Source organism: Pararhizobium sp. DWP3-4 (genome assembly GCF_049898205.1).
Taxonomy (GTDB): domain Bacteria; phylum Pseudomonadota; class Alphaproteobacteria; order Rhizobiales; family Rhizobiaceae; genus Pararhizobium.
Map to the genome: position 1 here is coordinate 372,073 of NZ_JAFCXF010000002.1, position 24,882 is coordinate 396,954.

Consider the following 24,882-nt stretch of genomic DNA (forward strand, 5'->3'; position numbering starts at 1 on the left):
TCTGCCTATTTCTTCAGTCTGGTCATGATCTGCTCGAGGAACCCAAGCATCAGCGCGGAGACCACGAAAGCGATATGAATGATGGTCGCCCACATCAGCTGCTCGCTGGTGTAGTTCTGCACATTCAGGAAAATCTGAAGCAGATGGATGGAGGAGATGGCGACGATCGACGACGCCACCTTGATCTTCAAGCTGCCGGAATCAAGCTTGCCAACGAAAGACACTTCGGTATCGCCCTCGTCGAAACGGCTGACGAAGTTTTCGTAGCCGGAAATCATCACCATGACGATCAGGCTGGCAACAAGTGCTGCGTCGATCAGGCCGAGCATGGCGAGAATCATGTCCGATTCATCGTAAGTGAAGACCATGATGGCGATCTTGTAGAATTTGTAGACGAAGGACACTGCGTAGAGCGCCAGTGCCGCAACCAGCCCCAGGTAAAAGACCACCAGGAGCCAGCGGCTCGACAGGATGATCCTTTCAACGATGAGTTCCCGCGATTTCATGCTTGCTGCGGCTCCGGACTGTGCGGTTGCGAGATGGTCCGGTCATGAATAGCCAAGGCCATGGCCTTCGGCAAGGCTGATGCGGGCTGCAGTGGCGCGCCACCGTGAACGAAAAAGGGAACGATGCTCTCGCATCGCTCCCTCCGTCACGCATCGCCTGAGATGGGATCAGGTTCTACGCATCAAACCAGCCACCAACGAGATGACCAGAAAGGCGAGGAACAGGAAGAACAGAATCTGTGCAATACCTGCAGATGCGCCAGCAATACCGCCAAAGCCCAGAACACCGGCGATGATGGCAACAACGAGGAAGACGAGAGCATAATACAGCATCGGACATTCTCCTTAGTTTAATGCATTGGTGGATAAACGCAGGACGTGAACCTTTGTTCCGGGAAAAAAGGCAGGGATGCGACGCATCCCGATTGACACTAATCCTTAACCATGGCGCGAAAGATCGTCCCAATTTGACACGGTTTGGCCATGTATTTCTCGGAACATTAGCCAGGTAGCGAACGTTGTGAAGGCATATACATCATGCGAGATAGTAAAATGACCGTATCGACAACGAACATCTGGAAATCTGCAGCGGCCTCAGCTCGCTTGCCAAGCAAGAGCCGCGATAGACATCAACATATCGGTACGACCTTGCGCGATCTGTACTTTGCGGAAGCACCGCCGAAAACGGACCGGCTGCTTTCGGATCTTTTGACCGATCTCGACGCCGCAGAAAAAGCTTCGCGCAAGGGGTCGGGTCAATGAAACCGAGCACTTCCCGAAAAAAAGATAGCGGCCAGCGGCCGCTTTTTTTTTCCTGCCTGAAAGTCTCCGGCTTCAGTTCCAACAATGAACCGGCGTCGTTTCGACGCCGGTTCATTGAACGCGACCGTTAATTTGCGGGAGCAGCCAAAACGATCCCGCGCGGGTTGGCCTTATAGGCCTCCTCGTCATAAGCGGCCTGGGTTTCCATTTGCGCCTTGGTGAACGGCGAATAGATGACCATCGTACCCTTGGCGTCGGCCATGACCTGAACGCTCTGCGCGCTCATCGCTACCGGCTTTTGCCCGATACCGAGGAAACCGCCGACGTCGATGACATAGGCCTCGACCTTGCCGTTCTTGTCGAGAAGCACGTCGCCGATCTCGCCGACCTTGGTATCGTCGGCGACCTTGACCTCGGTGCCGATCAGCTTTTCCGCGCTGATCAGTCCCGGATCGACCAGCTGCATTTCATCCGGCGGCGTTGCGGTGGTCCCGGTAGAATCGACCGGCGGGGCGATATCCGGGTCTGTCATCTGCGGTGTGGTGCCAGTCACGGATGGCGTCGCTTCCGCAGACTCGTCCGTAATGACCGGTGCAGTCGCGGGCGCAGCGGCTTGATCCTCGGGCACCGTTGCCGCGACGCCATCCATGATGGCAGTGCGCTGAAACTCCGGGGCTGCCTGCAATTCTTCCTTAGTCGCCGAAATGACGATGATGCGCTGACCATCCCTGTCCGACCAGGACACGCGGTCGAAACTGATCGCCACATCCTTTTCGCCGATACCGAGGAACCCGCCCACGCCGATCACCAGCGCTTCTGCGCCGCCATCGGCATTGATGACGACGTCGTTGACATCGCCGATGGCTTCACCCTGTTCGTCAGCACCGGTATAGACGGTCTTGCCGAGGACCGACGTTGCCAGAACCTGTTCGGGGGCGGCTGAAAAATAGCCGGCGGGACCGGGCTTGGCAGCTTCTGAGCTGGTGCTTGCAGCCTGAGCCCCAGCAGCCTTCGTAGCACCTTCCTGCGCCCATGCGCCTGTGGACAACGCGCTGGTCGTCAAAAACGCGGCAAGCGCGGTCGTCGCCATGAGAGTGCGGATCATTGTTGAGCTCCTTCGAGTAAATTTGGGAGAAAGCCATCAGGCCAAACGCCAGGGTTCAACTGGCTGCGATTGCCTTGGAGAACGTAACCGCGCGGATTTTGTTCCATAATTTCAGCTACAGGCAAAATCCCGCACGCAAAAACGGACCCTGCCGCATGCGAGCCTCAGGTGCCGTCTCAGGCTGGCGGGTGCTACGATCGGCCAGTAGAATTCTACCGTCCGTGAAACGCTCAGTTGCTGAGCAGGCTCTGCTGATCCCCTTTGCCGGCCACCAGCACCGGTGCCGCAGGCTGATCAAAGGTCACCTGGACATCAAGCTCATTGGCTGGGGTGATCGCCCATGTGATGGTCGCATCTTCAATATAGAGGGCCGGATCGATCGCAGCACATTTGCCGTAAACGATCTTGTACTTGCCCCGGAACTCATCAAGCGACGGCTGCAACAGCGCCTGGCAGTCCTCGGCGGTTTCGAAACCAACGGCCGGAGCCGGGAGTTCCTTGCATTCGACATTGCCCTGCGTACAGCCGACAAGCATCATGATCGCTGCAATATGTTCCATCGTCGTGCTCCCTGCACATGAATGATGTGGCGGGGAAACGGAGAGGATGGCCGGTAAGTTCCAATCTATTGCCAGCAAAATATTTGACCCTAATGACGCTTGGCCAACGGGCAGAAATGACGGCGGGGATTGGTGGAGCTTTATCCCGCCGAAGCATGGCTTTACTCTCCCGGCGGCGCGATTGGATACATCCCTGCATGTAAGTACAGAGCGCACACTGATACCTAACCGTAACAATTTTCTTACGAAACAAGGGCCTGGCGCGTCTCTGCGCCATGCACTGCTTGCAACGCTTAAATGACAGTACACGCTGGAACAAATTCGCGTGAGCGGCGTTATTGCAGCAGACCCCGTGACCCGCACGGCCGGAACCTGAAGAGGAAATATCAATGCTCGGTACAATTCTCCTGATTGTCTTAGTGCTCTTGCTGATCGGCGCGCTGCCGAATTGGGGCCACAGCCGCAATTGGGGCTATGGACCTTCAGGTGGCCTCGGGCTGGTCGTAGTGATACTCCTCATCCTTGTGCTGATGGGCCGCATCTGATTTGCCTTAAAACTTCATTCTTTCGTCCATCAACACTTTTGAAAAGGAACCAGTCATGAAAAAGATCCTCCTTGCAGTCGCGCTCATCCTTCCGCTCGCCGCCTGCTCCCAGACTGAAAAGGGTGCTGGTATCGGTGCTGCGTCCGGCGCGATCATCGGTGGGGTAGCCACCGGCAATGTGCGTGGCGCTGCAGTCGGTGCTGCCGTTGGTGGTGTGGCCGGTGCCTTGATCGGCAATGCCAACGAGCCGGGCCGCTGCGTCTACCGCGATCGTTACGGCCGCCGCTACACTGCATCGTGCTGATTAGAAGCCTAAAAGCGAGACAGAAAAACGGGCTTCGGCCCGTTTTTTTACGTCTCGAAAAGTTGGGGGAGTTCGGACACGCTTGAAGCGTCAGCCCTGTGTTTTACCCAATTGCTCGGCCTGGTCTAGTTTCTCAAGGAGATCGAGAAATAAATCCGGAATGGGTTCCTGCTCGACGGCGTTGTAAAGGGCCTTGAGTTTCGAGGCGATTTGCGCATTGGGATCGCTGCTGGCGATACCTGTCCTGCTGCCCATACCGGCACGCCGCTGATTTTCCGGTATGTTCGTCATCGTCCGTTTCGCTCCTGAACCCGCATTCGGCGGCGGCCATACAGCGCCGCTTCCACGCGTCCTTGTTTGGTACATCAAAAACATTGCCATATTCCGAATTTTATCTGGCTTCCTTGAAACCGACCTAGAATTCGTTCAGCTGGGAAACTTCCCTTAACGCATAAAACATGTTCAAACCAATGCGATGTTGGTAACGCGCCAGCGTCGGGCACCGGCAAAATTCGGCGCCATCATACTGAAGGAAATCATAAATGTCACTTTCCATGCGGATCGCAGCCCATCTTCCCTATCTGCGCCGCTTCTCGCGCGCCGTGACCGGGTCGCAGACCTCGGGCGACGCCTATGTCGCTGCCGTATTGGAAGCATTGATCGCAGACATCACGCTTTTTCCAAAAGGCGCCAACGACCGGGTCAACCTGTTCAAATTGTTCTGCTCCGTATTCGACACGCTGACCATCGACGTGCCGGAAGCAACGTCGCCCTTCAGCTGGGAAGCGCGCGCAGCAGCAAACCTTTCAGTGATTTCGCCTGCAGCACGCAAGGCCTTCCTGCTGGTCTCCGTCGAAGGTTTTTCGCCTGAAGAAACGGCACAGATCCTCGGCGTCACGGAAATGGAAGCCGCCGGTCTGTTGCGCCAGGCCTCCGAGGATATTTCGAAACAGGTCGCTACCGAAATCCTGATCATCGAAGACGAACCACTGATCACCATGGACATCGAAGACATGGTCACCAGCCTCGGCCACAAGGTGGCCGGCGTGGCGAGAACGTATGGCGAAGCAATCACGCTGTTTGAAAAGACCGCACCGAAGATGATCCTTGCCGACATTCAACTCGCCGACGGCAGCTCGGGCATCGACGCGGTCAACGAGATTCTCAAAAGCACGACGATCCCGGTGATTTTCATCACCGCTTTCCCGGAACGGCTGCTGACCGGCACCAAGCCGGAGCCGGCCTTTCTGGTGACCAAGCCGTTCAACCCGGAAATGGTCAAGGCACTGATCAGCCAGGCGCTGTTCTTCGACGAAAACGCCCGCGCCCGCAAACTCTGAGCCTAGGCCACCGGCGAAGGCCGGTCGATTGCAAAGGCGTCGAACCAGTCTTGACGCTGGCCGGCGCAAAGTTCGGCCAGAATGCGCGATGCCATGAAGCTGAAAGTGATGCCGTTGCCGCCATAACCATAGGCCGCAAGAATGCGCGGCATGCCGGGAACCGCGCCGATCAGCGGCAGGCCGTCGTCGGTTTCTCCAAACGCGCCGGACCAGGAGAAGTCGATGGCGGGATTGGCAGCGGGCCACAGCTTAACGAGGTCCTCGACCAGCTTTTCCGATTTCTCCGGCATCTTGTTGTCGCGCGCCGCCGGATCGACGGTATCGTCGTCGCCGCCGCCGATGATGATGCGTCCATCCGTGGTGGTGCGTGCATAATTATAGGTTTCAGAAGCTTCCCAGATCAGTTCGCCACCTGGCCAGAGCGTACCGGCCGCTTGTGGCACGGTTGCGATCGCCCAGCTCGACGCCGTCCTATGGATGTCGCTGCGGACGAAATCGGGCATGACATATCCCGTTGCCAGGATGACATGCCGCGCCTCGATGACGAATGGGCCATCGGTCTCGACGGTCACCGATCCCGGCGCATCATGGTAAGCCGTCACCATCGCATCGATCAGCCGCGCACCACGCGCCTGGGCATCACGCAACAGGCCCCAGGACAGGAGAAGCGGGTCGGCATCGGCAGAGCCGGGCGAGAGAATGGCCGCTGCCCGATCGATCCCGAAGCGGGACAAGAGGTCCCTGTGATCAAGCGCCATCCCGGGCAGGCCGGCACGCTGCCTTAACAGTTGCTCCTCGCGCAAGGCTGAGGGGCCAGCCTCTCCGGCGGAAATATAGAGGGTGGAGCGGGGCCGGAAGGCGCAATCGAAGCCGAGGCCCTCCACCAATGCGGTCAGTCCCTGCACTGCGGCGACACTGCGCCGGTAGAGCTGGGCGGCCCGTTCAAAACCATAAAATTCGGTCAATTCCCCAAGCGTGCAATCGATTTCCCATTGCAGCATCGCGGTGCTGGCAGCCGTGCTGCCAAGACCGGGTTGCTCACGGTCGACGACAATGACGTCCACCCCACGCGCCGCCAGATGCTGGGTCGCGAGCGATCCGGTGATGCCACCGCCAACGACGAGGACATCCGTCTTGATGCTTTGCGAGAGAGGGGAATTGTTGGGAGCGCGCATGCCGCGGCCCCAGGGCGCCCGGCCGCCATGGAGGTCGGCCTGCACCGTATCGAAAGTATCCAGCATTGGAGGCATTCATGTCGCTTTCAGTTGTCATACACCGGAACGGTCCCGCATCGTGTCTTACCTCTGCTCAACCCGGCAATTGGCGTTCCGGCGGCTGGGTGCGAACCTCGTTGAAGATGGTCATGGCGATCAGTGACAGCGGCATGGCCAGCATGGCGCCGACGGCGCCCCACATCCACGTCCAGAAGATGATCGCCAGGAAGATCAGGAACGGGTTGATTTCCAGCCGGTGGCCGAGAATGGCCGGCGTCACCAGGTTTTCCATGACCAGATGCAGGATGAAAAATGCGGCGGCCGGGGCCAGCGCCAGCAACAGGGCGTCATGCGTCATCAGACCGGCGCAAAGTAGCGCCAGCGTCATCACCGTCACGCCGAGATAGGGGATGAAACTGGAAACGAAGGCGAACAGACCCCAGAGCGGCGCCATCGTCAGGCCGCCGACAAAGGCGATCGAGGCGGTGATCATGCCGAGCACAATGTAGATCAGGCTTGCTGTCGAGAAGTAAAACCCGATCGCATTCTCCGTCGCATTCATGATGCGAATCGCCGCAAGCCGGCGATCGCGGGTGGCAAAGGCAAGGATGATCGTCTTGCGCAGATGCCCGCGTCCGACAAGGAACAGGCCAAGCGCCGCCATGAACACCATCGTCTGGATGAAGGCCGGCGTTACGCCCGCAGCGACCAGCCCGAGCATGGTCCCGGCATTCTGAATGGCCACATCGGTCACGGCTTTTTCGTCCGTACCGGCTATCGCCACCTTTGCCCATTCGAACCGCTGTATATACGGCAGAATCCGCTCGATCGCCCGCTCAAGCATGCCCGGCGCCTGCCCCGCCAGCGATGTCAGCGGTTCGATGAGAGCATTGATCAGGAAGAACAGCCCCACGATAAAAATGGCGGCCAGCAGCAGACCGCCTAGCGCCGGCGGCAATCCGTATTGCGCCAGCCGATCGGCGGCAAGGCCGAGCACCATGCCGATGACGATCGCAAGCGTGACCGGCATCAGGATCGATTCCATCATGTAGATAACGGTCGAGGCAAAGATGATGAACGTCCCGACGATGCTCCAGGCGACCACCAGATCGAGCCCACTCTTCGGCGACGTTTCGGGAATATCCGCCGCAACCACCTGCGCTTCCAGTTCCGCCAGCTTCCGCTTCCTGAAAGCTCCACTCCCCGTCAAGGCAGCACCCATGTTCCGGCTCTCCATGTGGCCCTCCACGGCGCGCAGGCTGCCGGACGGACGATAAGATCAATGTGCGGAAAACACCGGCGCAGAGACAGCGCCGGTGTATAGCGGCTGTTAACGCATTGCTTGTGAAAAAGTTCCGATGGTGCCGGGCAAGAAAACCGAGGACGTCGGCAAAGGAGGCTGTCGCGACGATGAAGCTAGATGGGGAAAGTCATGCGGGCAAGGGTGCCGGCTGCGATGTTGCGATCGTAGGCAAGATCACCGCCCATGGTTGCAGCCATGGCATTGAGTATCTTCGTGCCGAGCCCCGTTCCCTTGACAGGCGTATCCGGATCAAATCCCGTCCCATCGTCCTCCACAAGAAGCTCTATCGTATCGCCATCCCGGCGTGACACCCGGACACGGATTTCACCGGCCGTTCCTTGGGCGTACGCGTATTTGAAGGCGTTGGTCACCAGTTCGCTGACCACCAACCCCAGCGATATGACCTTGTCGGTGGTCAGTTGCAGCATTTCCGCCGTCAGCACGATATCATGTGGCCGTGCCTCGTCGCGCATCGAGGATTGCAATTCGTCGAGCAGGCTTTTCAGATAGCCGTCGAGATCGACCGTGCCGACCTGATCGTTGGCGTAGAGATGGCGATGGACGTTGCCGATGGCATGGATGCGCATCTGGGTTTCCTGCAGCGCGCTGACGGCCACGGGGTCGGCGATCAAGGAGGCTTGCATCCGAACCAGCGAAGCCACGAGGCTGAGGCTGTTGGCGACCCGGTGATTGACCTCCCGCAGCAACAGTTCGGCGCGATCACGCGCCTGACATATTGCCTCCTGCGCCGCAAGCGCTTCGCGCCGCAGCCGTGCCCGTTCCAATGCCTGGTTGAGTGCAGCAACGAACAGATCGACAAAATCAGTGGAGACGCTCTTCGTCACGTAGTCGTCGGCGCCGCGTTTCAGAGCCTCGACCGCGATACTGGCGTCCGCCGAGCCGGTAACATAGACAACCGGCGGATGGTCGGGCATCTCGACGATGACGGGGAGAATATCCAGGCCGGTTTCCCCCAGCAGATAATGATCAAGCGCGACGACATCGATCCCGCCCTCTTCCAGCCGGGCGAGACCGGATTTCCCGTCGATGGCGTTGACGACGGTAAAACCCTGCCGCGCCAAGTTCTTGCGCAGGAGAACTCCAAGCGCCTCGTCATCATCGATATAGAGTATCGTCGTCCCACGATGATCGGCCGATATCTCCCGATCCATCAGGACACCTCCGGCACGGTGACGACGGATAAAAACAGGCCGAGTTGCCGGATGGCGTTGACGAATTTTTCGTATTCCATCGGCTTGGCAACATAGACATTGGCGCCGAGATCATAGCAGCGGTGTATTTCAACGGGATCGTCGGTGGTCGTCAGCACGATGACCATGACCCGCTTGAGATGGTCGCTTTCGCGCACCCGCGCAAGAATATCCATCCCGGTCATGTCCGGAAGGTTGAGGTCAAGCAGGATGAGAAGCGGCCGGCCGGCATGAACCTTGCCACTGCCGTCCGGGCCGAGAAGAAAAGCGAGCGCTGTCATGCCGGACGCGAATGGGACGATCTCATTGGTAACACCGGCGCGCCGGATGTTCTTCTCGATCAGCCGGGCGTGCCCCTGATCATCCTCGATCATGATGATGGCGACCGGTTGCAATCCGTTATTCATGGCTCCTCTCCCCTGCTTTTGTCGATCGGATATCGGCCGCAAACGTGACGATAAAGGTGGTTCCCTGCCCCAGAACCGACTGCACTGCGACGTCTCCTCCCAAGCGTCGAACCAGTGCGCGGACGTGCGCGAGGCCGATCCCCTCGCCTGGCCGGTCCTGGGGTCCGGAGCGCCGGAAAAGTTCGAAAATACGCTCCAGATCCCGCTCGGCTATGCCTCTGCCGTTATCGCTCACCTCAATCGCTGCGTTGCCATGGGTGACAGCTCCCGACACCCGGATAATCGGCTTTCGCGATGGATCGGCGTATTTCACCGCATTGTCCAAAAGGTTACCGAAAATCTGCTGCAGAGCAAGCCGATCCGAGATGACATGCGGCAGGCTTGGTGAAAGCATGACACTGGCACCGCTTTCGTCGAGCCTGTGCTGCAGGTTGGCGACGGTCTCCGACAGCAACGCCGCAAGGTCAAGGGGTTCCCGGCTCAACTGACGGCTTCCGGCCCGCGCGAGTCTCAATATCTCGTTGATCAGATCATCCATGCGCCGCATCGACGAACGGATGAAACCCAGCGCTTCGGGAATGTCGATATCGACCGCCTCAAGGGCAACCTTCTCGGTCAGCGCATCGCGGGATGCAGGCGGCTTTTTCATATAGCCGGCAAAGATGGCCGCCGCCCGTTCAAGTTCGGTGGTGAAGCCCATGATATTGACCAGCGGGGCACGCAAATCATGGCCGACGATATAGGCATAGCTTTGCAGCTCGCGATTGGCGCGCTCCAGGAACTGGGTGCGCTGACCGATCCTGACCTCAAGCATTTCGTTGTGCTCGGCAAGGGCATTGCGCGCTGTCTCCAGTTGACGCGCATGGGCGACAGCGAGGCAGACGGCGCCACCGACCAGGACGACCAGCAGCACCGCGCCGCCCGTGATCGAGATCAACAACCACCGGGCCGCACTGTCGAGAGACATGCCTTTCTGAAAAGCGATATTGCTCGTGACGGAATTGATCCTCGTCATGATTTCGCGAATTTCATCCATCGCCTTCTTGCCTGCATCGCTCCGAACGATGGTGACGGCTTCCGCGTCCTTGCCTGCGGCTTTGGTGGCGATGGTTTTGCGCATTTCGGCAAGCTTGTCGTCCACCAGCCGTTTCAACCGGTCGATGGTCACATCGCTAATGCCCGACTTCATCATGTCGCCGGTAATGCTGGTGAATTGCAGATTGACGAGCGCCTCGGCACGCTTGAAAGGCGCCAGATATTTTTCCTCGCTGGTGATGAGATAACCGCGCTGGCTGGTTTCGGCATCCTGCAACAAGCTGAAAAGCAGCAGTGCGCGATTGTTCAATCCAGACGCTGCAAGGGCATCTTCCGAGTCCAGTCGGGTTTGATTGGCGAAACGGAGCGACGCAAGGACAATCACGAGGAGCAAAACAGCGCCCGCGAAAAGCATCACCGGCACGGCTCTGGAATAGGCCGCCCTTGCGATCACCATTCGCGAACCTGAAGCATGGCGGTCAAGCAGCCCTCTCGAATGCGCCGCCTCATCTACCGCGAGGATCGCGGAATTCGGCATCGTTCAGCTTTTTTGCGAGCGGCTCACCAGCGGAGCCTACAACGTTTGATAGAAAATGAAACAGCTTTGTCACGCCTTGGAGCGACGTCGTCAGTAGCGCTCCGGAGGGAAGACATGCAAGGTCAGCGAAAACAGGCCGAGACCAAGGATCACGACGATCAGCGTATTGGCAATGTCTTCCGATGTCGCAGGAAAGACACCCAGGCCGACAACTGCAGCAGCGAGCAGGAACAGGCATAGCCTTGGCAACCAGTACAGCATGGCACATTCCTTTATGTTGGAGAGCATTCCCTTAGAATACCGAGTTTAACGCAGATCAAGCCGAATAGTTCCATAGCCTTGCGGTGATCCAGGCGAACACATTCGGAGTAGCTCCTGCTCATCCAATTGCTGAGTGATCCAATTGCCGGGCGCGGCGTATGGAGTGCAATGCGATGGAGACTGCCATGCGGAAAATTGCAATCATCATTCTGAGCGTCACGGTGTCCGGCCTCGCTGCGGCGGCGGAAGCGACCCAAATGAAGGAGGCTGATATCCGAAGCCTCATCATTGGAAAGACGATCTATCTTGCCGCTCCGATGGGCGGGGAGTTTCCACTGAACTATCATCCCTCCGGGCAAGTCGATGGCACCGGCAAGGCGCTGGGTCTGGGAAAATTCATTCAGCCGACCGACCAAGGCCGCTGGTGGATTCAGTCCGACAAGCTCTGTCAGCAATTCAAGGTTTGGTACGACGGTTCGCCGATGTGTTTCGACCTGACGGAAACCGGCGAGGGTAAGGTCAAATGGGTGCGTGACAACGGCGAGACCGGCACGGCACGCATCGGAAACTGATCGACAGCAACGAAAAAGCCGGCGCCCTTCACAGGCGCCGGCTTTTTCGCGATCAGCAGCAGCTCTTAGAGAGCGGCGATGACGATGACTTCGACGAGATAGTCCGGAGTTGCAAGCTTGGCTTCGCCGGTCGCACGCGCCGGTGTGTTGCCCTGCGATGCCCAGCCGTCCCAGACAGCGTTCATCTTCGGGAAATCGACCATGTCGGCCAGCCAGATGTTTGCCGACAGGATGCGGGACTTGTCGGTGCCGGCTTCAGCCAAGAGACGATCAACCGATGCGAGAGCCTGCTTGGTCTGCTCGGTCACATCGGAACCGGCTTCACCGACCTGGCCAGCGAGATAGACGGTGCCATTGTGAACAACGGCCTGGCTCATGCGCGGACCGGTTTCGAAGCGTTTGATTTCCATCTTCATATTCCTCGTAAAATGCGGCGGGCCGCATATGAATTGTGGTGACGCAGGCGCTTTACCGCAGATTTCCGGTCAGTGGAACCGTCATCACGCGATTGTCGCACCCAGCGCCGTTCAGGCCGCGTTTTTGCGGGCGAGCCGTGCTTTGATGCTGTCGACATCGGCGCGCGGCGTCGCGGCAAACAGCGTCTTGGTGTAGTTGTGCTTGGGATCACTGAAGACCTCTTCACGGCTGCCGTACTCCACGGCTTCACCGTAATACATCACCATCACGTCGTCGGCGATGTAGCGCACCACCGACAGGTCGTGGCTGATGAAGACATAGGTCAGCTGGAATTCGTCCTGCAGATCGGCGAGCAGGTTGAGAACCTGGGCCTGCACCGACAGATCGAGTGCCGAGACCGGCTCGTCGAGCACCAGGAGCCGTGGATTGAGCATCAGCGCGCGGGCGATCGCCACACGCTGGCGCTGGCCGCCGGAAAACATGTGCGGATAGCGGCCGTAGTGCTTTTCTTCAAGCCCAACCTTCTTCAGCATGGCCATCGCCTTGTCGCGGCGGTCGTCGGCTTTCATATTGGTGTTGATGATCAGCGGTTCGGTGAGGATTTCGCCGATCTTCTTGCGCGGGTTCAGCGTGCCATAGGGGTTCTGGAAGACGATCTGCACCTTCTGGCGCATTTCCGGCGTCAGCCGTTCCTTGGCAATATCGACCTTATTACCATCGATCAGCATGTCGCCCGAGGTTGCCGGATCGATCATGGTGACGATACGGGCCAACGTCGATTTTCCGCAGCCGCTTTCGCCGACGATGGCCAGCGTCTTGCCCTGATCGACGGCAAAGCTCACACCCTTGACGGCGTGAACGGTCTTGGACTTTTTAAACAGGCTGCCCGGGATGTGATAATCGCGGGTGAGGTTTCGGGCTTCGAGAACATGGGTCATCGAACAGCTCCTGCAAAGATCTGGTCGTCGCTGAGGAATTCCGCGATCGTCGGGAGGCGGTCGCCGGTGGCATTGTCTGGAAGTGCCGACAGGAGCGCGCGCGTGTATTCGCTCTTGGGGGATTCAAACAACGACAGCACGTCGGCCTCCTCGATCTTGCGGCCCTTGTACTGGACGATGACACGATCGGCGGTTTCGGCCACCACGCCCATATTGTGGGTGATGATGATCAGGCCCATGCCATGTTCGGCCTGCAGCCGCATCAACAGATCGAGGATCTGCTTCTGGATCGTGACGTCGAGCGCCGTGGTCGGCTCATCGGCGATCAGGAGTTTCGGATTGCACGACAGCGCAATCGCGATCATCACGCGCTGGCACTGGCCACCCGACATCTGGTGGGGGAAATGCCCCAGGCGTTCTGCAGGGTTGGGAATGCCGACCAGATCGAACAGTTCGATGGCCCGCGCCCGGCGCGCCGCCTTGTCGAGGCCGAGGTGAATGCGCAGCACTTCCTCGATCTGGAACCCGACGGTAAAACAGGGGTTGAGGCTGGCAACGGGTTCCTGGAAGATCATGGCAATGTCCTTGCCGACGATCTTGCGCCGATCCGACGGCGACAGGCCGAGCAGATCGATGCCGTTGAATTGCAGCTTGTCGGCGGTGACCTTGGCCGTCCAGGGCAACAGGCCCATCGCCGCCAGCATCGAGACCGACTTGCCGGATCCGGATTCGCCGACGATGGCCAGCACTTCGCCGGCATTGACCTTCATCGAGACGCCATCGACGGCGCGGAATGGACCGGCAGCCGTCTGGAACTCGACGACGAGATTTTCAATTTCGAAAAGCGACATCATGACCTCTTCAACTTGGGATCAAGCGCATCGCGCAGGCCGTCGCCCATCAGATTGATGGCAATGACGGTGACGAGAATGGCAAGACCGGGAAATGTCACGACCCACCAGGCGCGCTGGATGAACTCGCGGGCCTCGGCCAGCATCGTGCCCCATTCCGGCGTCGGCGGCTGAGCGCCCATGCCGAGGAAGCCAAGTGCTGCGGCGTCAAGGATCGCTGCCGAGAAGGCGAGCGTCGCCTGGACGATCAGCGGTGCGAGGCAGTTGGGCAGGATGGTCAGGAACATAAGCCGCAGGGTACCGGCACCGGCGACCCTGGACGCGATGACATAGTCCTTGGTGCGTTCCGACATGACGGCGGCACGCGTCAGCCGCACGAAATGCGGCAGGTTGACCAGCGAGATCGCGATCATCGCGTTGACCAGGCCCGGACCGAGCACCGCCACCAGCACGAGGGCCAGAAGCAGCGACGGAAAGGCGAGGATGATATCCATGACGCGCATGATGATCGTATCGGTGCGGCCGCGGAAATAGCCGGCGATCAGGCCGACGAGAACGCCGGAGATGACCGAAAGCGTCACGACCACGAGGCCGATGAACAGCGAGAAACGGGCACCGTAGATCAGACGCGACAGGATATCGCGGCCGACGGCATCGGTCCCCAGAAGATAGGTCCACTGTCCGCCCTGCGTCCAGCCGGGCGGCAAAAGAAGCACATCCCGGTTCTGGATACTTGGACTATGCGGCGCGACGAAAGCCGCAAAGATGGCGACGAACAGGATGATCAGGAAGATCGCAAGCCCCATCACCGCGCCCTTGTTGCGCGAGAAATAGAACCAGAACTCGGCAAAGCCGGTCTGCGGCTTGGCAATTTTAATTTCAGCGACAGCCATCAGACCCTCCTAATGCCGGATACGCGGATTGATGAAGCCATAAAGCACATCAACGATGAGGTTGATGATCATGATCATGGCGGCGATCAGCATCAGCCCGCCCTGCACGACCTGATAGTCACGCTTGAACACCGAATCGACCATCCATTTGCCGATACCCGGCCAGGAGAAGATGGTTTCCGTCAGGATCGCCCCAGCCAAGAGCACGCCGACCTGCAGGCCGATGGTGGTGATGACCGGTATCAGCGCGTTGCGCAATGCGTGCACGCCGATGACCCTGAACGGCGACAGGCCCTTGGAGCGGGCGGTACGGACATAATCCTCGCCCAGCACTTCCAGCATGGCCGAGCGCGTCTGGCGGGCGATGACCGCGAGCGGAATGGTCGCCAGCACGACGGTCGGCAGGATCAGATAGCTGACCGCCGATCTGAAGGCGCCCGCCTGCCCGGAGATCAGACTGTCGATCAGCATGAAGCCAGTGACCTGCGGGAAGAAGTACATCATCGAGATGCGCCCCGAGACCGGCGTCCAGCCGAGATAGCCTGAGAAGAAGATGATGAGCAGTAAGCCCCACCAGAAGATCGGCATCGAATAGCCGATGAGGGCGACCCCCATCAGCGACTGGTCGAGCCATGTCCCCCGTTTCACCGCAGCGATCACCCCGGCCGGAATGCCGAGCAGAACCGCAACGATGATGGCGCACAGCGACAATTCCAGCGTTGCCGGAAAGAGGTTCATAAAATCATCGAGAACCGGCCGCTTGGTGACGATTGACGAACCGAAATCGCCCGTCACGAGACCGCCGAGATAGTCGAAATACTGAACATACATCGGCCGGTCGAGACCGAGCTGGTGCATGAGTTCGGTGTGCCGTTCCGGAGCCATGACGCGCTCACCCGACATCAACATGACCGGATCGCCCGGCAGAAGTCGAATGAAGGAGAACGCGATCAGCGATACCCCGAGGAACGTGGGTATCAGGACGGCAAGACGTCCGAAGATAAAGCGCAACATGGGAGCCAATCCCTTCTTTCTTTGAAAAACCGACGGCCCGAATGTCTTCGAGCCGCCGGCCATTGCACGCTCTTTGCGGCGTGCCTTTCTTTATTTCAGCCGATCTTACTCGGCGATGTCAACGCCTTCGAAGACGAAGTCACCGAGCGGAGACTGGACGAAGCCCGAGACCTTCTTGCTCATCGGAACGACGGCGAGCGAGTGGTCGAGGGTGTTCCAAGGCGCTTCCTTCTTGAAGACGATCTGTGCCTCTTCATAGAGCTTGGTGCGCTCGGCAACGTCGGAGGTTTCCTTCGCCTTCGTCACCAGGGCGTCGAACTCCTTGTTGCACCACTGAGCGCGGTTGTTGCCGCCCACGGCATCGCAGCCGAGCAGGGTGTCAAGGAAGTTGTCCGGATCACCATTGTCACCGGTCCAGCCGAGGATGGCCGCACCGTCGCGGTCCTTGGCAGACGAGAGCTTCAGGTACTCGGCCCATTCGTAGGAGACGATTTCGGCGGTAACGCCGATCTTGGCAAGGTCGGACTGCATCAGTTCGGCTGCACGGCGGGCGTTCAGCATGTACGGACGCGCGACCGGCATTGCCCAGATCTTCATCTTGAGATCCTTGACGCCAGCGTCTTCAAGCATCTTCTTGGCGACTTCCGGATCGTACTTGTCGTCCTCGACCTTGTCGTTATACGACCACATCGTCGGCGGGATCGGGTTCTTGGCAACCGTTGCGGCACCCTGGAACACGGCATCGACGATCGCCTGCTTGTTGACCGCCATGTTGAGAGCCTTGCGGACCTCGACCTTGTCGAACGGAGCAACGAGCGTGTTGTAGGCGAGGTAGGAAACGTTGAGGCCGGCCTGTTCGGAGATGCTCAGGTTCGGATCGGCCTTGAGTTCGGCAACGTCAGCTGCGTTCGGATAGGACATCAGGTGGCATTCGCCGGCCTTCAGCTTCTGCGCGCGCACTGCGGCATCCGTGGTGATCGCGAACACGAGGTCGTCGATCTTCTGCTTGCCACCCCAATAGTCAGGGTTTGCCTTGTAGCGGATGGCGGCATCCGGCTGGTAGGCGACGAACGTGAACGGACCGGTGCCGAGCGGCTGCTGGTTCATCAGTTCCATCTTGCCATCAGCCTGCAGCTTGTCGGCATATTCCTTCGACAGGATCGAGATGAAGGGCATGCCGAGGTTGGCCAGCAACGGCGCCTCCGGGCGCTTCAGGACAATCTTGACCGTCAGGTCGTCGACCTTTTCAACCTTCTCGAGAAGGTCCGGCAGGCCCATGCCGGAGAAATATTCCCAGGATGCACCCGGAACATACTTGTTCCAAGCATTGTCGGCCTTGTACTGGCGCTCGAAGGAGAAGATCACGTCATCGGCGTTCAGTTCGCGCGTCGGCGTGAAATATTCGGTCGTCTGGAACTTTACGCCCGGACGCAACTTGAAGGTGTATTCCTTGCCATCAGCGGAAATTTCCCAGCTTTCGGCCAGCGCAGGCTCGATTTCCGTCGTGCCGCGCTTGAATTCCACCAGCCGGTTGTAGACCGTGTGCGCGGCAGCGTCGAAGGTCTGGCCGCCAGTGTAGAGACCGGGGTCGAAGCCTTCCGGCGATGCTTCCGAGCAGTAGACGAAGGTCTTCGACCATGCGGAACCGGCCATCAAAGTGGCGATTGCGGTTGCCGCAAGGAGAGTAGAGAGCTTTTTCATGAGTTTGCTTCCCAGCTTTGTTCTTGTTCTCGTATTTTTCTGACGCAGAAGCCGTTGTTTCCGGTCAAGCCCGGATGGAACGACATTTGATCGGGCAATGCAATAAGCGACCCGAAAAATTTGTCCAATTGGAAAATCCTTCCATATGCGACAAGACCGAAGGCTATACACGACTTTCTTTTCGGCACCAGCATCGCCCGGCCGAATCGATTTCGTTTTACCGTTAAAGTCAATCGCAACTTGCACTGATAGCATGCGGAGCGGTGTCATGGCATAAGGTCATTGCGGGGCGGGGAGGACTGTTCAGCTTTCATCTGCCAGGCGGGGATTGGATGAAAGCGACCATATTCAGTCCTCCCTCTCGCCACGGGCATGCCGGCCACCAGCCGCTGTCATCAAAACTGCCGACAACTCAGCTTTTCCGTCCCCACGCAGTTGCTTATCGTGAATCGCACGTTAAAATAGCAATCGCGGAATACGTGGGGGACGGCCGCGACGTGACGACCGATTTAAAGAACCACCGGCAATATTATCATGACAGCGATTTGGAGAAGGCTCTCAATCGGGTCGATTTCTTTCGAATTTTCCACACGATGGCACTCCGTTATGGGTTCGACCATTTTGGTATCCTGCTGCTTGGAAACGAGGGCGATGCCTGCACGCTGACCAACCGGCTGGCGTTGCACGACCTCCCCTCCGGACTTGCCGACGCCTATGACAAGCGCCACCGGTTTGGTGATTCCTCCGTTTTCAAAAGCCTTCACGCATCGTCCATTCCATCGATCTGGAAGGCCGACGATCCCCATCCCGGCCATGGCGGCAATCTTCTCGGACAGCTCGGCTTCGACATGCTGATGTGCGTTCCGGTCGCCGGCATCAACGGGGCGCGGTATGTGGTGCTGTTTCTCGGCGATGGAGCGGACATGGACCGGCAGGCGCATTTCGCGCTGTGCTACGACGCCGTTTGCGCCTTCGACTATTTCTACCGGTTGGTTTTATCCAACAAGGCGGGCCTTGGGCTGACGCCGCGGGAAACGGAAATCCTGCGGTGGATTTCCCACGGCAAGACGGCCAGCGAGATCGCGCTAATCGTCTCGGTCTCGGAACACACGGTCAATTCGCACACGGCAACGATCCTCAAGAAGCTCGATGTCGTCAACCGAACCCAGATGGTGGCGAAAGCGATCCGGGAACAGATCATACAATAACGCCCGCGGGCGTCTGAAAATGCATTTTCACCAGTCTTATTATAGCCATTCACCAAGCGAAATCGCCAGATGACCCAGCCGATCCATATCCTGCTTGTCGACGACGATCCGGCTGAAAACCTGATCATGCGCGGCTTGATAAAAAAGGTCTCTAGCGTGGAGATCCACCTGCACTATTGCCAGACGATCGACGCGGCACTGGACTTCATCCAAGCCGGCACGCCGGTTTCGATGGTTCTGATGGACAACCGGCTGCAGCAATGCGATTTTCGCGAGACCGTGCCGGCGCTGCGCCAGCAGGGCTATATCGGGCCGATCGGGGTTATTTCCTCGTCGCTTGCCGACCCCTATTTCCAGAAATTCGAAGAGTACGGCGCCGATTTCCGCATCGACAAGGGCGAGCTCGACCCGACTGCAATCGAATTCATCCTGCGCGAATATGTGACGAGAGCATAAACGGCAAAAAGCCCGGCTCAACCGGGCTTTTCGTCGATAGAAAATGATATCAGGCCGCAGCCGTCTTCGGGTGGGTGATCAGGTCGATGCCGAGCAGGAAGTTGATCTGTGGCCGGGCTTTCACCAGATCATCGATCGAATATTGCTGCAGGACTTCGAAGAATGCGTTCAGCGCCTTGCGCAGGGCAGCATTGAGGCCGCAGCTGTCAACCAGCGGACAATCGATTTCGCCGGCTTCGAAACATTCCGCCATGGCAAAGCTATCTTCGGTCACCTTGACGATATCGAACAGGCTGATATCGGCTGCCGGCTTCGGCAAGCGCACGCCGCCATTGCGGCCACGCACCGTCTCGACGAGACCGGCCTTGTTGAGCGGCTGCAGGATCTTGAAAAGGAAAAGCTCGGACACGCCATAGGCCTTGGCAATTTCCGGAACGCGGCTGAGATGGCCGTCATTGGCAGCGCAATACATCAGCATGCGGACTGCGTAGTTTGTTTGCTTCGTCAGACGCATCATTCACTCCAGGCTTCGATCGTTCGGCGCCCCTGGGTTCGGATGAACCTGTGAGCCCATAGAGGCACTCAAAAATTCGTGGTCACACAGTCGATTCGACCGGCATCTCACATCGCTGCTCATCATATAGGACGGATGCTAGTTTGGAACAATTCCAAAAAGCAGAAAAACATGATTGAAGCGATCATGATCAGCTTCCAGCGACCTGTCTACCCTCCAGACGGGAAAAGTTGATGTGATACCTCAAGTTTAGGTAGATTATCGCCTCGCCGGCCTAGTCTCCCGGCTGTTTCTCGCGCAATTCCGCCTCATATTCGCGGATCGCCTTCCGGCGGTCCGAGGTTCCAGGATGCGTCGACAGAATGTTGGTGCCGGACGTGTCGCCGAGTTTCTTTTCGATGACCTCGAAAAAGCGTGCGATCGCGGTTGGATCGTATCCGGCCTTTTGCATCAACTCGACCGAATGCCGGTCGGCCGCCGCTTCCGCATTCCTGGAATAGGACAGCGCCAGAAGGCCGCCGCCCTGGACAAGCAAATCCTCGACACTATCGCCGACATCGCCGGCGATCAGCATGATCAACCCCGCCATTCCCGCAGCCCGGTAAATCTGGCGCAGGCTGTGCTCCAGTTCGACATGGCCGATCTCATGCGCCAGAACACCAATGAGCATCTCCGTATCGCCGCCTGAAAGATCGACCAGTTCGTCGGTGATAACCAGCGTGCCATCCGGCAGTGCGAACGCATTCGGACCAATCGCCCCACCCTCGCGGAAGTTCAGCGTATAGGCAGATGGACCACGGGTGGAATTGAGCGCGATGCGGGCAAAACCATCCGAAATCGCCCGCCGCTTTGCCTCGTCCAGCTTCGTTTCGCTGAGGACGGTGCGATCCAGTGTTTCCAGGGTGCTGATCGACATCAGGTGCGGCACCACCGGCGGCGTCACGGCAACGGCAATTTCCACCAGCACCGGCAGAGCATACCGGTAGACCAGGCCGGACAGCAGAAACACCGCGACGACGAAGACCAGAAGCCGCGGGTGAAAGCGTTCGAGGCCGTGAACGAGCCCTGCCCGCTTGCGCCCGTTCGCCCGTTGCAGATCATCGATCGCAGCATTGTCTGTGGTTTCGAACAGCGAGCCATCGGGAAACTCGACACGGCGGGGGATCGCGCCGACCCTGGGGGAAATGTCGAGTTTTAAAAAGATCGCGGACGAGAGTTCACTATCGTCCCCGGCAATGGCCAGAATCTGCCCGTCCCTGTCGACCAAGCGTGACGGGATCGAGCGGCTGGAACCACGCGGATGCCAATCACCCCGGCAGACCGGCTTTTCGTCAGAAACCAAAATCGAAGCCCTCGAACTCCATGAATTCCGCTCCAACTGCAGACCCTTCCTGCTCGACCGTGGCAAGAACGTCACCAACATCTCCGTCGAAGCGGATCGCCGTGTGCTCATTGACGTAACGGGCCATGCGAACCGCAGCCCAAGGGCGCATCAGGCCCAGCGTCAGAACAGTGACGACGACGTTCGACACGGCGATCCAGACATAGCCAAAGCGCGGCAAGTCGCTTTTCAGGTCATGCCTGCCATCGAAGCGGGTCGCCGACCAGGCGATATTGCGCACGCCGGCACGATAAAACAGCGCTGCGATGCCGAAGGCCAAAAGTACGGCCAGATAGGCGATGATGCCGAGAAAGACCATCGATGCCTGGAATTCGGGAGGCAGTGCATTGGGGTTATCGATCAAAGCCACGATCAGGGACAGGTTGGCAAGCGCTGCGACAGCGACGACCAGCAAGCCGAGTACGACGATCAGCGCCGAGAAGAACCAGGTCTGATAGATCGAGCCGAGTTTTGGATCCGTTGCAAACGGCCGGCCGCCATAGCGCAGATTGTTGCCGAGATAGCGATACATCCAGCGGCTGGCGAGAGGTGCCAGGATGCCGAGCGACAGAACGGCCATCACCGGAGCCGCCATGAAGGCGACGAACGCACCGCCCATTTTCCCGACAAAGTTAAAACGGACGTTGCGGTAACTGGTGACGCGGGCGCTGAAACGCAGACCGCGCATGATCAGCCAGGGAAAAAAGCACAGAGCGACCAAACCCACGACGAGGCCGGCAATCGGCAACACCGCCAGGATGATATTGTAAACCACAAGATAGCCAAGGACGATCAACCGTCCGATGAAAATCTGCTTGCCCTTGGCGTGATATTCGAAGGCGCGGCCGAGCAGCACCGTGTTGCCGTAGAAATACCGGTTGCGGCGCACCTTGGCCCAAGCGGAGTAGATGCCCAGCGTGATGATGGTCAAAAGGATATTGACGATCCAGATGCCGAAATATTCCGCCGCTTTTCCGGTAAACGACAGCCGGTGGAAATCCTGCGATGCGGCCGGTAATGGTGCCGTGTCGGTTATGCTCATCGTCGCCCCTCTTGCGTATCATCAAATGCAATTCAACAACGGCCAAACATCCCCCGATATTCGGCCGCTTGGGCAAACTCTTAAACTGTCACCTCCGCAGGTCAACCGCACCAGAAAGTTGACAACAAAAAAGGGCCTCCATACGGAGGCCCAATCGGGGAGAATAGATGATATCCCGGCTTTACTTCATCGTAGGGATGGAGAACTCGGCACCGTCCTTGATGCCGGACGGCCAGCGCGAGGTGATCGTCTTGGTCTTGGTCCAGAACCGGATCGAATCCGTGCCGTGCTGATTGAGATCGCCGAAGGACGATGACTTCCAGCCACCGAAGGAGTGGTAGGCGAGCGGAACCGGGATCGGCACATTGATACCGACCATGCCGATGTTAATGCGCGATGCGAAGTCACGGGCGGCGTCGCCGTCGCGGGTATAGATCGCAACGCCGTTGCCGAATTCATGCTTCATCGGCAGATCAAGGGCTTCCTCATAGGTGTTGGCGCGAACGACGGAGAGAACCGGCCCGAAGATTTCCTGCTTGTAGATGTCCATGTCCGGGGTGACGTTGTCGAACAGGCAGCCGCCGACGAAGTTGCCGTTTTCATAGCCTTGCAGCTTGAAATCGCGGCCGTCGACGACGAGACTGGCGCCTTCTTCGACACCCTTGTTGATCAGGCCGAGGATGCGCTCCTTGGCTTCCTTGGTGACGACCGGGCCCAGGTCGGCCTTCTCGTCGGTGTAAGGACCGATGCGCAAGGATTCGACCATCGGGGTCAGCTTTGCGATCAGGCGGTCGGCAGTTTCCTTGCCTACCGGAACGGCAACCGAAATCGCCATGCAGCGCTCGCCGGCCGAACCGTAACCTGCGCCCATCAGGGCGTTGGCGGCCTGGTCGAGATCGGCATCCGGCATGATGATCATGTGGTTCTTGGCGCCGCCGAAGCACTGGGCGCGCTTGCCGTTCGTTGCAGCCGTGCCGTAGACATAACGGGCGATCGGGGTCGAGCCGACGAAGGAAACGGCGGAAATGTCCGGGTGTGTCAGGATCGCATCGACCGCGCCCTTGTCACCGTTGACGACGTTGAGGATACCGGCGGGCAAACCAGCCTCGATCATCAGTTCTGCCAAACGCATCGGTACGGACGGATCGCGCTCCGAAGGCTTGAGGATGAAGGCGTTGCCGCAAGCGATCGCCGGGGCAAACATCCACATCGGGATCATCGCCGGGAAATTGAACGGGGTGATGCCGGCACCGATGCCGACGGCCTGGCGGATCGAATACATATCGATGTTCGGGCCGGCACCTTCGGTGAATTCGCTCTTGGAAAGGTGCGGAATGCCGATGACGAACTCGCAGACTTCCAGCCCGCGAATGACGTCGCCCTTGGCGTCGTCGATGGTCTTGCCATGCTCACGCGAAAGCATCTCGGCCAGTTCGTCCATGTTGTCGTTCAAAAGCTGCACGAACTTCATGAAGACGCGGGCGCGGCGCTGCGGATTGGTCGCAGCCCATTTCGGCTGTGCGGCCTTGGCGTTTGCAACGGCGGCAGCCATTTCCGCGTCGCTTGCCAGCGCCACGGTTGCCTGAACGTCGCCAGTTGCCGGGTTGAAGACGTTGGCGGTACGGCCGCTGGTGCCCGCAACACGCTTGCCGCCGATGAAATGACCGATCTCGTACATGGTGATCCTCCTGATCTTGATTATGACGGGAGTGTCGCACTACAATATGCACAAATCAACGCGCGATATTCAGGAACCGTTGTGCAGAAATTGATGTTCCAAGCCCGTTCCCTCTTCTCCCTATCGGGGAGAAGGTGGCGCATAGCGCCGGATGAGGGGGCCACACCTTTAGAGATTGACGCCCCCCTCATCGCCTCGCCATGCTCGGCACCTCTCCCCGCTGGGGAGAAGAGGGAGTGTATCCATGAACTGGGATGACGTCCGCATGTTCCTGGCGGTTGCCCGCAGCGGCCAGATCCTGTCGGCCTCCAAGCGGCTGGGGGTCAATCATGCGACGCTGAGCCGGCGGGTCACGGCGCTGGAAGAGTCGTTGAAGACGCGGCTTTTGATCCGCCGGACCAATGGCTGCGACCTGACGACCGAGGGCGAGATCTTCCTGCATGCGGCAGAGCGAATGGAAACCGAGATGCTGGCGGCGCAGGCGCAGATCGGCCGCATAGACACGGCAGTTGCCGGCACCGTGCGCGTTGGTGCACCCGACGGTTTTGGGGTTTCGTTCCTCGCCCCGCGCCTTGGCAAGCTGACGGCCCGCTTCCCGGAACTGCGCATCCAGCTGGTACCGGTTCCCCGCTCGTTTTCGCTGTCGCAACGCGAGGCCGACATCGCCATCACGCTGGAGCGGCCGGAACAGGGCCGGCTGATATCGTCGAAACTGACCGATTACACACTGGGGCTCTATGCTTCCCAGGAATACCTGTCGTCCTATGGTGCGCCCGAAAGCGTGGACGACCTGAAAAACCATCGCCGCATCGGCTACGTCGAAGACCTGATCTTTACCGCCTCGCTGAATTTCACCGGTGAGATCATGCGCAGCTGGGATGCCTCGTTCGAGATTTCCAGCGCCACGGGCCAGACCGAGGCGGTGCGCTCAAGTGCCGGCATCGGCATCCTGCACAACTATATCGCCCGGCAATATCCCGAGCTGATCCGCATCCTGCCGGAGACGACGATCCGGCGGGGTTACTGGACCACCTATCACGAGAGCGCCCGCGAACTCGTCCGCGTCCGCACCGTCGTCGATTTCCTTCAGGAACTGGTGACCGAAGAGCACAGCATCTTCATTTGA

Annotated in this window: 29 protein-coding genes; 8 read left to right on the top strand and 21 right to left on the bottom strand. The window is 58.8% G+C overall.

The genetic code is table 11. The features are described 5' to 3' along the window. Positions 1-5: 5 nt before the first annotated feature. Together ACP7E6_RS06975 and ACP7E6_RS06980 are read right to left on the bottom strand one after the other, a co-directional pair. Positions 6-506: a TIGR00645 family protein gene (locus tag ACP7E6_RS06975; protein WP_426229004.1), complete on the bottom strand. Its 501-nt coding sequence runs from the start codon at positions 504-506 to the stop codon at positions 6-8. Positions 507-674: 168 nt separating this feature from the next. Then, the gene (locus ACP7E6_RS06980; protein WP_037105882.1) at positions 675-839 is read right to left on the bottom strand and encodes a DUF1328 domain-containing protein; all 165 of its coding nucleotides are present in this window, start codon (positions 837-839) and stop codon (positions 675-677) included. A 219-nt stretch (positions 840-1,058) separates the two neighbouring features. Between ACP7E6_RS06980 and ACP7E6_RS06985 the strand changes: the two genes are divergently transcribed. Continuing rightward, a complete protein-coding gene (locus ACP7E6_RS06985; RefSeq protein ID WP_426229005.1) occupies positions 1,059-1,268 on the top strand; it encodes a hypothetical protein in 210 nt (69 codons plus the stop codon). 127 nt (positions 1,269-1,395) lie between these two features. Here the strand turns inward: ACP7E6_RS06985 and ACP7E6_RS06990 are convergent, their stop codons facing one another. Both ACP7E6_RS06990 and ACP7E6_RS06995 read right to left on the bottom strand, forming a co-directional pair. Beyond that, entirely contained in the window at positions 1,396-2,373 is a 978-nt protein-coding gene (locus ACP7E6_RS06990) for a PRC-barrel domain-containing protein (RefSeq protein WP_426229006.1), read from the bottom strand. Between the two features lie 230 nt (positions 2,374-2,603). Further along, positions 2,604-2,933 carry a hypothetical protein gene (locus tag ACP7E6_RS06995; RefSeq protein ID WP_426229007.1) on the bottom strand — a complete coding sequence of 110 codons (330 nt, stop codon included), beginning with the start codon at positions 2,931-2,933 and terminating at the stop codon, positions 2,604-2,606. Between the two features lie 389 nt (positions 2,934-3,322). Between ACP7E6_RS06995 and ACP7E6_RS07000 the strand changes: the two genes are divergently transcribed. Together ACP7E6_RS07000 and ACP7E6_RS07005 are read left to right on the top strand one after the other, a co-directional pair. Continuing rightward, on the top strand, positions 3,323-3,478 hold the full coding sequence (locus tag ACP7E6_RS07000; protein ID WP_082512023.1) for a DUF3309 family protein: 156 nt from the start codon (positions 3,323-3,325) through the stop codon (positions 3,476-3,478). 55 nt (positions 3,479-3,533) lie between these two features. Further along, positions 3,534-3,782, top strand: a complete 249-nt coding sequence (locus tag ACP7E6_RS07005) for a YMGG-like glycine zipper-containing protein (protein WP_426229008.1) — start codon at positions 3,534-3,536, stop codon at positions 3,780-3,782. A 90-nt stretch (positions 3,783-3,872) separates the two neighbouring features. Here the strand turns inward: ACP7E6_RS07005 and ACP7E6_RS07010 are convergent, their stop codons facing one another. Then, positions 3,873-4,037 carry a NepR family anti-sigma factor gene (locus tag ACP7E6_RS07010; RefSeq protein ID WP_426229432.1) on the bottom strand — a complete coding sequence of 55 codons (165 nt, stop codon included), beginning with the start codon at positions 4,035-4,037 and terminating at the stop codon, positions 3,873-3,875. Between the two features lie 287 nt (positions 4,038-4,324). Between ACP7E6_RS07010 and ACP7E6_RS07015 the strand changes: the two genes are divergently transcribed. After that, positions 4,325-5,122, top strand: a complete 798-nt coding sequence (locus ACP7E6_RS07015) for a response regulator (RefSeq protein WP_426229009.1) — start codon at positions 4,325-4,327, stop codon at positions 5,120-5,122. Positions 5,123-5,124: 2 nt separating this feature from the next. Here the strand turns inward: ACP7E6_RS07015 and ACP7E6_RS07020 are convergent, their stop codons facing one another. The 6 genes from ACP7E6_RS07020 to ACP7E6_RS07045 all read right to left on the bottom strand — a co-directional run bounded on the left by ACP7E6_RS07020 (position 5,125) and on the right by ACP7E6_RS07045 (position 11,091). After that, a complete protein-coding gene (locus ACP7E6_RS07020; RefSeq protein ID WP_426229010.1) occupies positions 5,125-6,363 on the bottom strand; it encodes an NAD(P)/FAD-dependent oxidoreductase in 1,239 nt (412 codons plus the stop codon). A gap of 67 nt (positions 6,364-6,430) precedes the next feature. Then, positions 6,431-7,558 carry an AI-2E family transporter gene (locus tag ACP7E6_RS07025; RefSeq protein ID WP_426229433.1) on the bottom strand — a complete coding sequence of 376 codons (1,128 nt, stop codon included), beginning with the start codon at positions 7,556-7,558 and terminating at the stop codon, positions 6,431-6,433. Positions 7,559-7,752: 194 nt separating this feature from the next. Continuing rightward, on the bottom strand, positions 7,753-8,811 hold the full coding sequence (locus ACP7E6_RS07030) for a sensor histidine kinase (RefSeq protein ID WP_426229011.1): 1,059 nt from the start codon (positions 8,809-8,811) through the stop codon (positions 7,753-7,755). Then, the gene (locus tag ACP7E6_RS07035) at positions 8,811-9,257 is read right to left on the bottom strand and encodes a response regulator (protein ID WP_426229012.1); all 447 of its coding nucleotides are present in this window, start codon (positions 9,255-9,257) and stop codon (positions 8,811-8,813) included. Before ACP7E6_RS07035 ends, ACP7E6_RS07030 begins: the two co-directional genes overlap by 1 nt. Next, positions 9,250-10,749 carry a sensor histidine kinase gene (locus ACP7E6_RS07040; protein ID WP_426229013.1) on the bottom strand — a complete coding sequence of 500 codons (1,500 nt, stop codon included), beginning with the start codon at positions 10,747-10,749 and terminating at the stop codon, positions 9,250-9,252. Before ACP7E6_RS07040 ends, ACP7E6_RS07035 begins: the two co-directional genes overlap by 8 nt. A 171-nt stretch (positions 10,750-10,920) precedes the next feature. Beyond that, on the bottom strand, positions 10,921-11,091 hold the full coding sequence (locus ACP7E6_RS07045) for a hypothetical protein (RefSeq protein WP_426229014.1): 171 nt from the start codon (positions 11,089-11,091) through the stop codon (positions 10,921-10,923). 185 nt (positions 11,092-11,276) lie between these two features. On the opposite strand from ACP7E6_RS07045, the gene ACP7E6_RS07050 reads away from it, so the two are divergent. Next, positions 11,277-11,663, top strand: a complete 387-nt coding sequence (locus ACP7E6_RS07050) for a hypothetical protein (protein WP_426229015.1) — start codon at positions 11,277-11,279, stop codon at positions 11,661-11,663. Positions 11,664-11,728: 65 nt separating this feature from the next. Here ACP7E6_RS07050 and ACP7E6_RS07055 read toward each other — a convergent pair whose 3' ends face one another. From ACP7E6_RS07055 to ACP7E6_RS07080, 6 genes are all read right to left on the bottom strand, one after another. After that, positions 11,729-12,073, bottom strand: a complete 345-nt coding sequence (locus ACP7E6_RS07055) for a RidA family protein (protein WP_426229016.1) — start codon at positions 12,071-12,073, stop codon at positions 11,729-11,731. A gap of 117 nt (positions 12,074-12,190) precedes the next feature. Next, positions 12,191-13,018: a dipeptide ABC transporter ATP-binding protein gene (locus tag ACP7E6_RS07060; RefSeq protein WP_426229017.1), complete on the bottom strand. Its 828-nt coding sequence runs from the start codon at positions 13,016-13,018 to the stop codon at positions 12,191-12,193. Continuing rightward, a complete protein-coding gene (locus tag ACP7E6_RS07065) occupies positions 13,015-13,869 on the bottom strand; it encodes an ABC transporter ATP-binding protein (protein ID WP_082546598.1) in 855 nt (284 codons plus the stop codon). The genes ACP7E6_RS07060 and ACP7E6_RS07065 overlap by 4 nt, the downstream gene beginning before the upstream one ends. Continuing rightward, positions 13,869-14,762 (bottom strand): ABC transporter permease subunit, encoded by an 894-nt coding sequence (locus ACP7E6_RS07070; RefSeq protein WP_426229018.1) that lies wholly within the window; start codon positions 14,760-14,762, stop codon positions 13,869-13,871. Before ACP7E6_RS07070 ends, ACP7E6_RS07065 begins: the two co-directional genes overlap by 1 nt. Positions 14,763-14,771: 9 nt before the next feature. After that, positions 14,772-15,776 (bottom strand): ABC transporter permease subunit, encoded by a 1,005-nt coding sequence (locus tag ACP7E6_RS07075; protein WP_426229019.1) that lies wholly within the window; start codon positions 15,774-15,776, stop codon positions 14,772-14,774. 105 nt (positions 15,777-15,881) lie between these two features. Beyond that, a complete protein-coding gene (locus ACP7E6_RS07080) occupies positions 15,882-17,477 on the bottom strand; it encodes an ABC transporter substrate-binding protein (protein ID WP_426229020.1) in 1,596 nt (531 codons plus the stop codon). A 497-nt stretch (positions 17,478-17,974) separates the two neighbouring features. Between ACP7E6_RS07080 and ACP7E6_RS07085 the strand changes: the two genes are divergently transcribed. Together ACP7E6_RS07085 and ACP7E6_RS07090 are read left to right on the top strand one after the other, a co-directional pair. After that, a complete protein-coding gene (locus tag ACP7E6_RS07085) occupies positions 17,975-18,685 on the top strand; it encodes a helix-turn-helix transcriptional regulator (RefSeq protein WP_426229021.1) in 711 nt (236 codons plus the stop codon). A gap of 69 nt (positions 18,686-18,754) precedes the next feature. Beyond that, a complete protein-coding gene (locus ACP7E6_RS07090) occupies positions 18,755-19,141 on the top strand; it encodes a response regulator (RefSeq protein WP_426229022.1) in 387 nt (128 codons plus the stop codon). A 49-nt stretch (positions 19,142-19,190) separates the two neighbouring features. Here the strand turns inward: ACP7E6_RS07090 and rirA are convergent, their stop codons facing one another. From rirA to ACP7E6_RS07110, 4 genes are all read right to left on the bottom strand, one after another. Continuing rightward, positions 19,191-19,655 (bottom strand): iron-responsive transcriptional regulator RirA, encoded by a 465-nt coding sequence (gene rirA, locus ACP7E6_RS07095; protein ID WP_426229023.1) that lies wholly within the window; start codon positions 19,653-19,655, stop codon positions 19,191-19,193. Positions 19,656-19,929: 274 nt separating this feature from the next. Next, the gene (locus tag ACP7E6_RS07100; RefSeq protein ID WP_426229024.1) at positions 19,930-20,997 is read right to left on the bottom strand and encodes a M48 family metallopeptidase; all 1,068 of its coding nucleotides are present in this window, start codon (positions 20,995-20,997) and stop codon (positions 19,930-19,932) included. Further along, complete coding sequence (locus ACP7E6_RS07105) at positions 20,987-22,078, bottom strand: YjgN family protein (RefSeq protein ID WP_426229025.1); 1,092 nt, start codon at positions 22,076-22,078, stop codon at positions 20,987-20,989. The genes ACP7E6_RS07100 and ACP7E6_RS07105 overlap by 11 nt, the downstream gene beginning before the upstream one ends. Before the next feature lie 181 nt (positions 22,079-22,259). Further along, positions 22,260-23,756: a CoA-acylating methylmalonate-semialdehyde dehydrogenase gene (locus tag ACP7E6_RS07110; RefSeq protein ID WP_426229026.1), complete on the bottom strand. Its 1,497-nt coding sequence runs from the start codon at positions 23,754-23,756 to the stop codon at positions 22,260-22,262. A gap of 244 nt (positions 23,757-24,000) precedes the next feature. Between ACP7E6_RS07110 and ACP7E6_RS07115 the strand changes: the two genes are divergently transcribed. Beyond that, the gene (locus tag ACP7E6_RS07115; RefSeq protein ID WP_426229027.1) at positions 24,001-24,882 is read left to right on the top strand and encodes a LysR family transcriptional regulator; all 882 of its coding nucleotides are present in this window, start codon (positions 24,001-24,003) and stop codon (positions 24,880-24,882) included.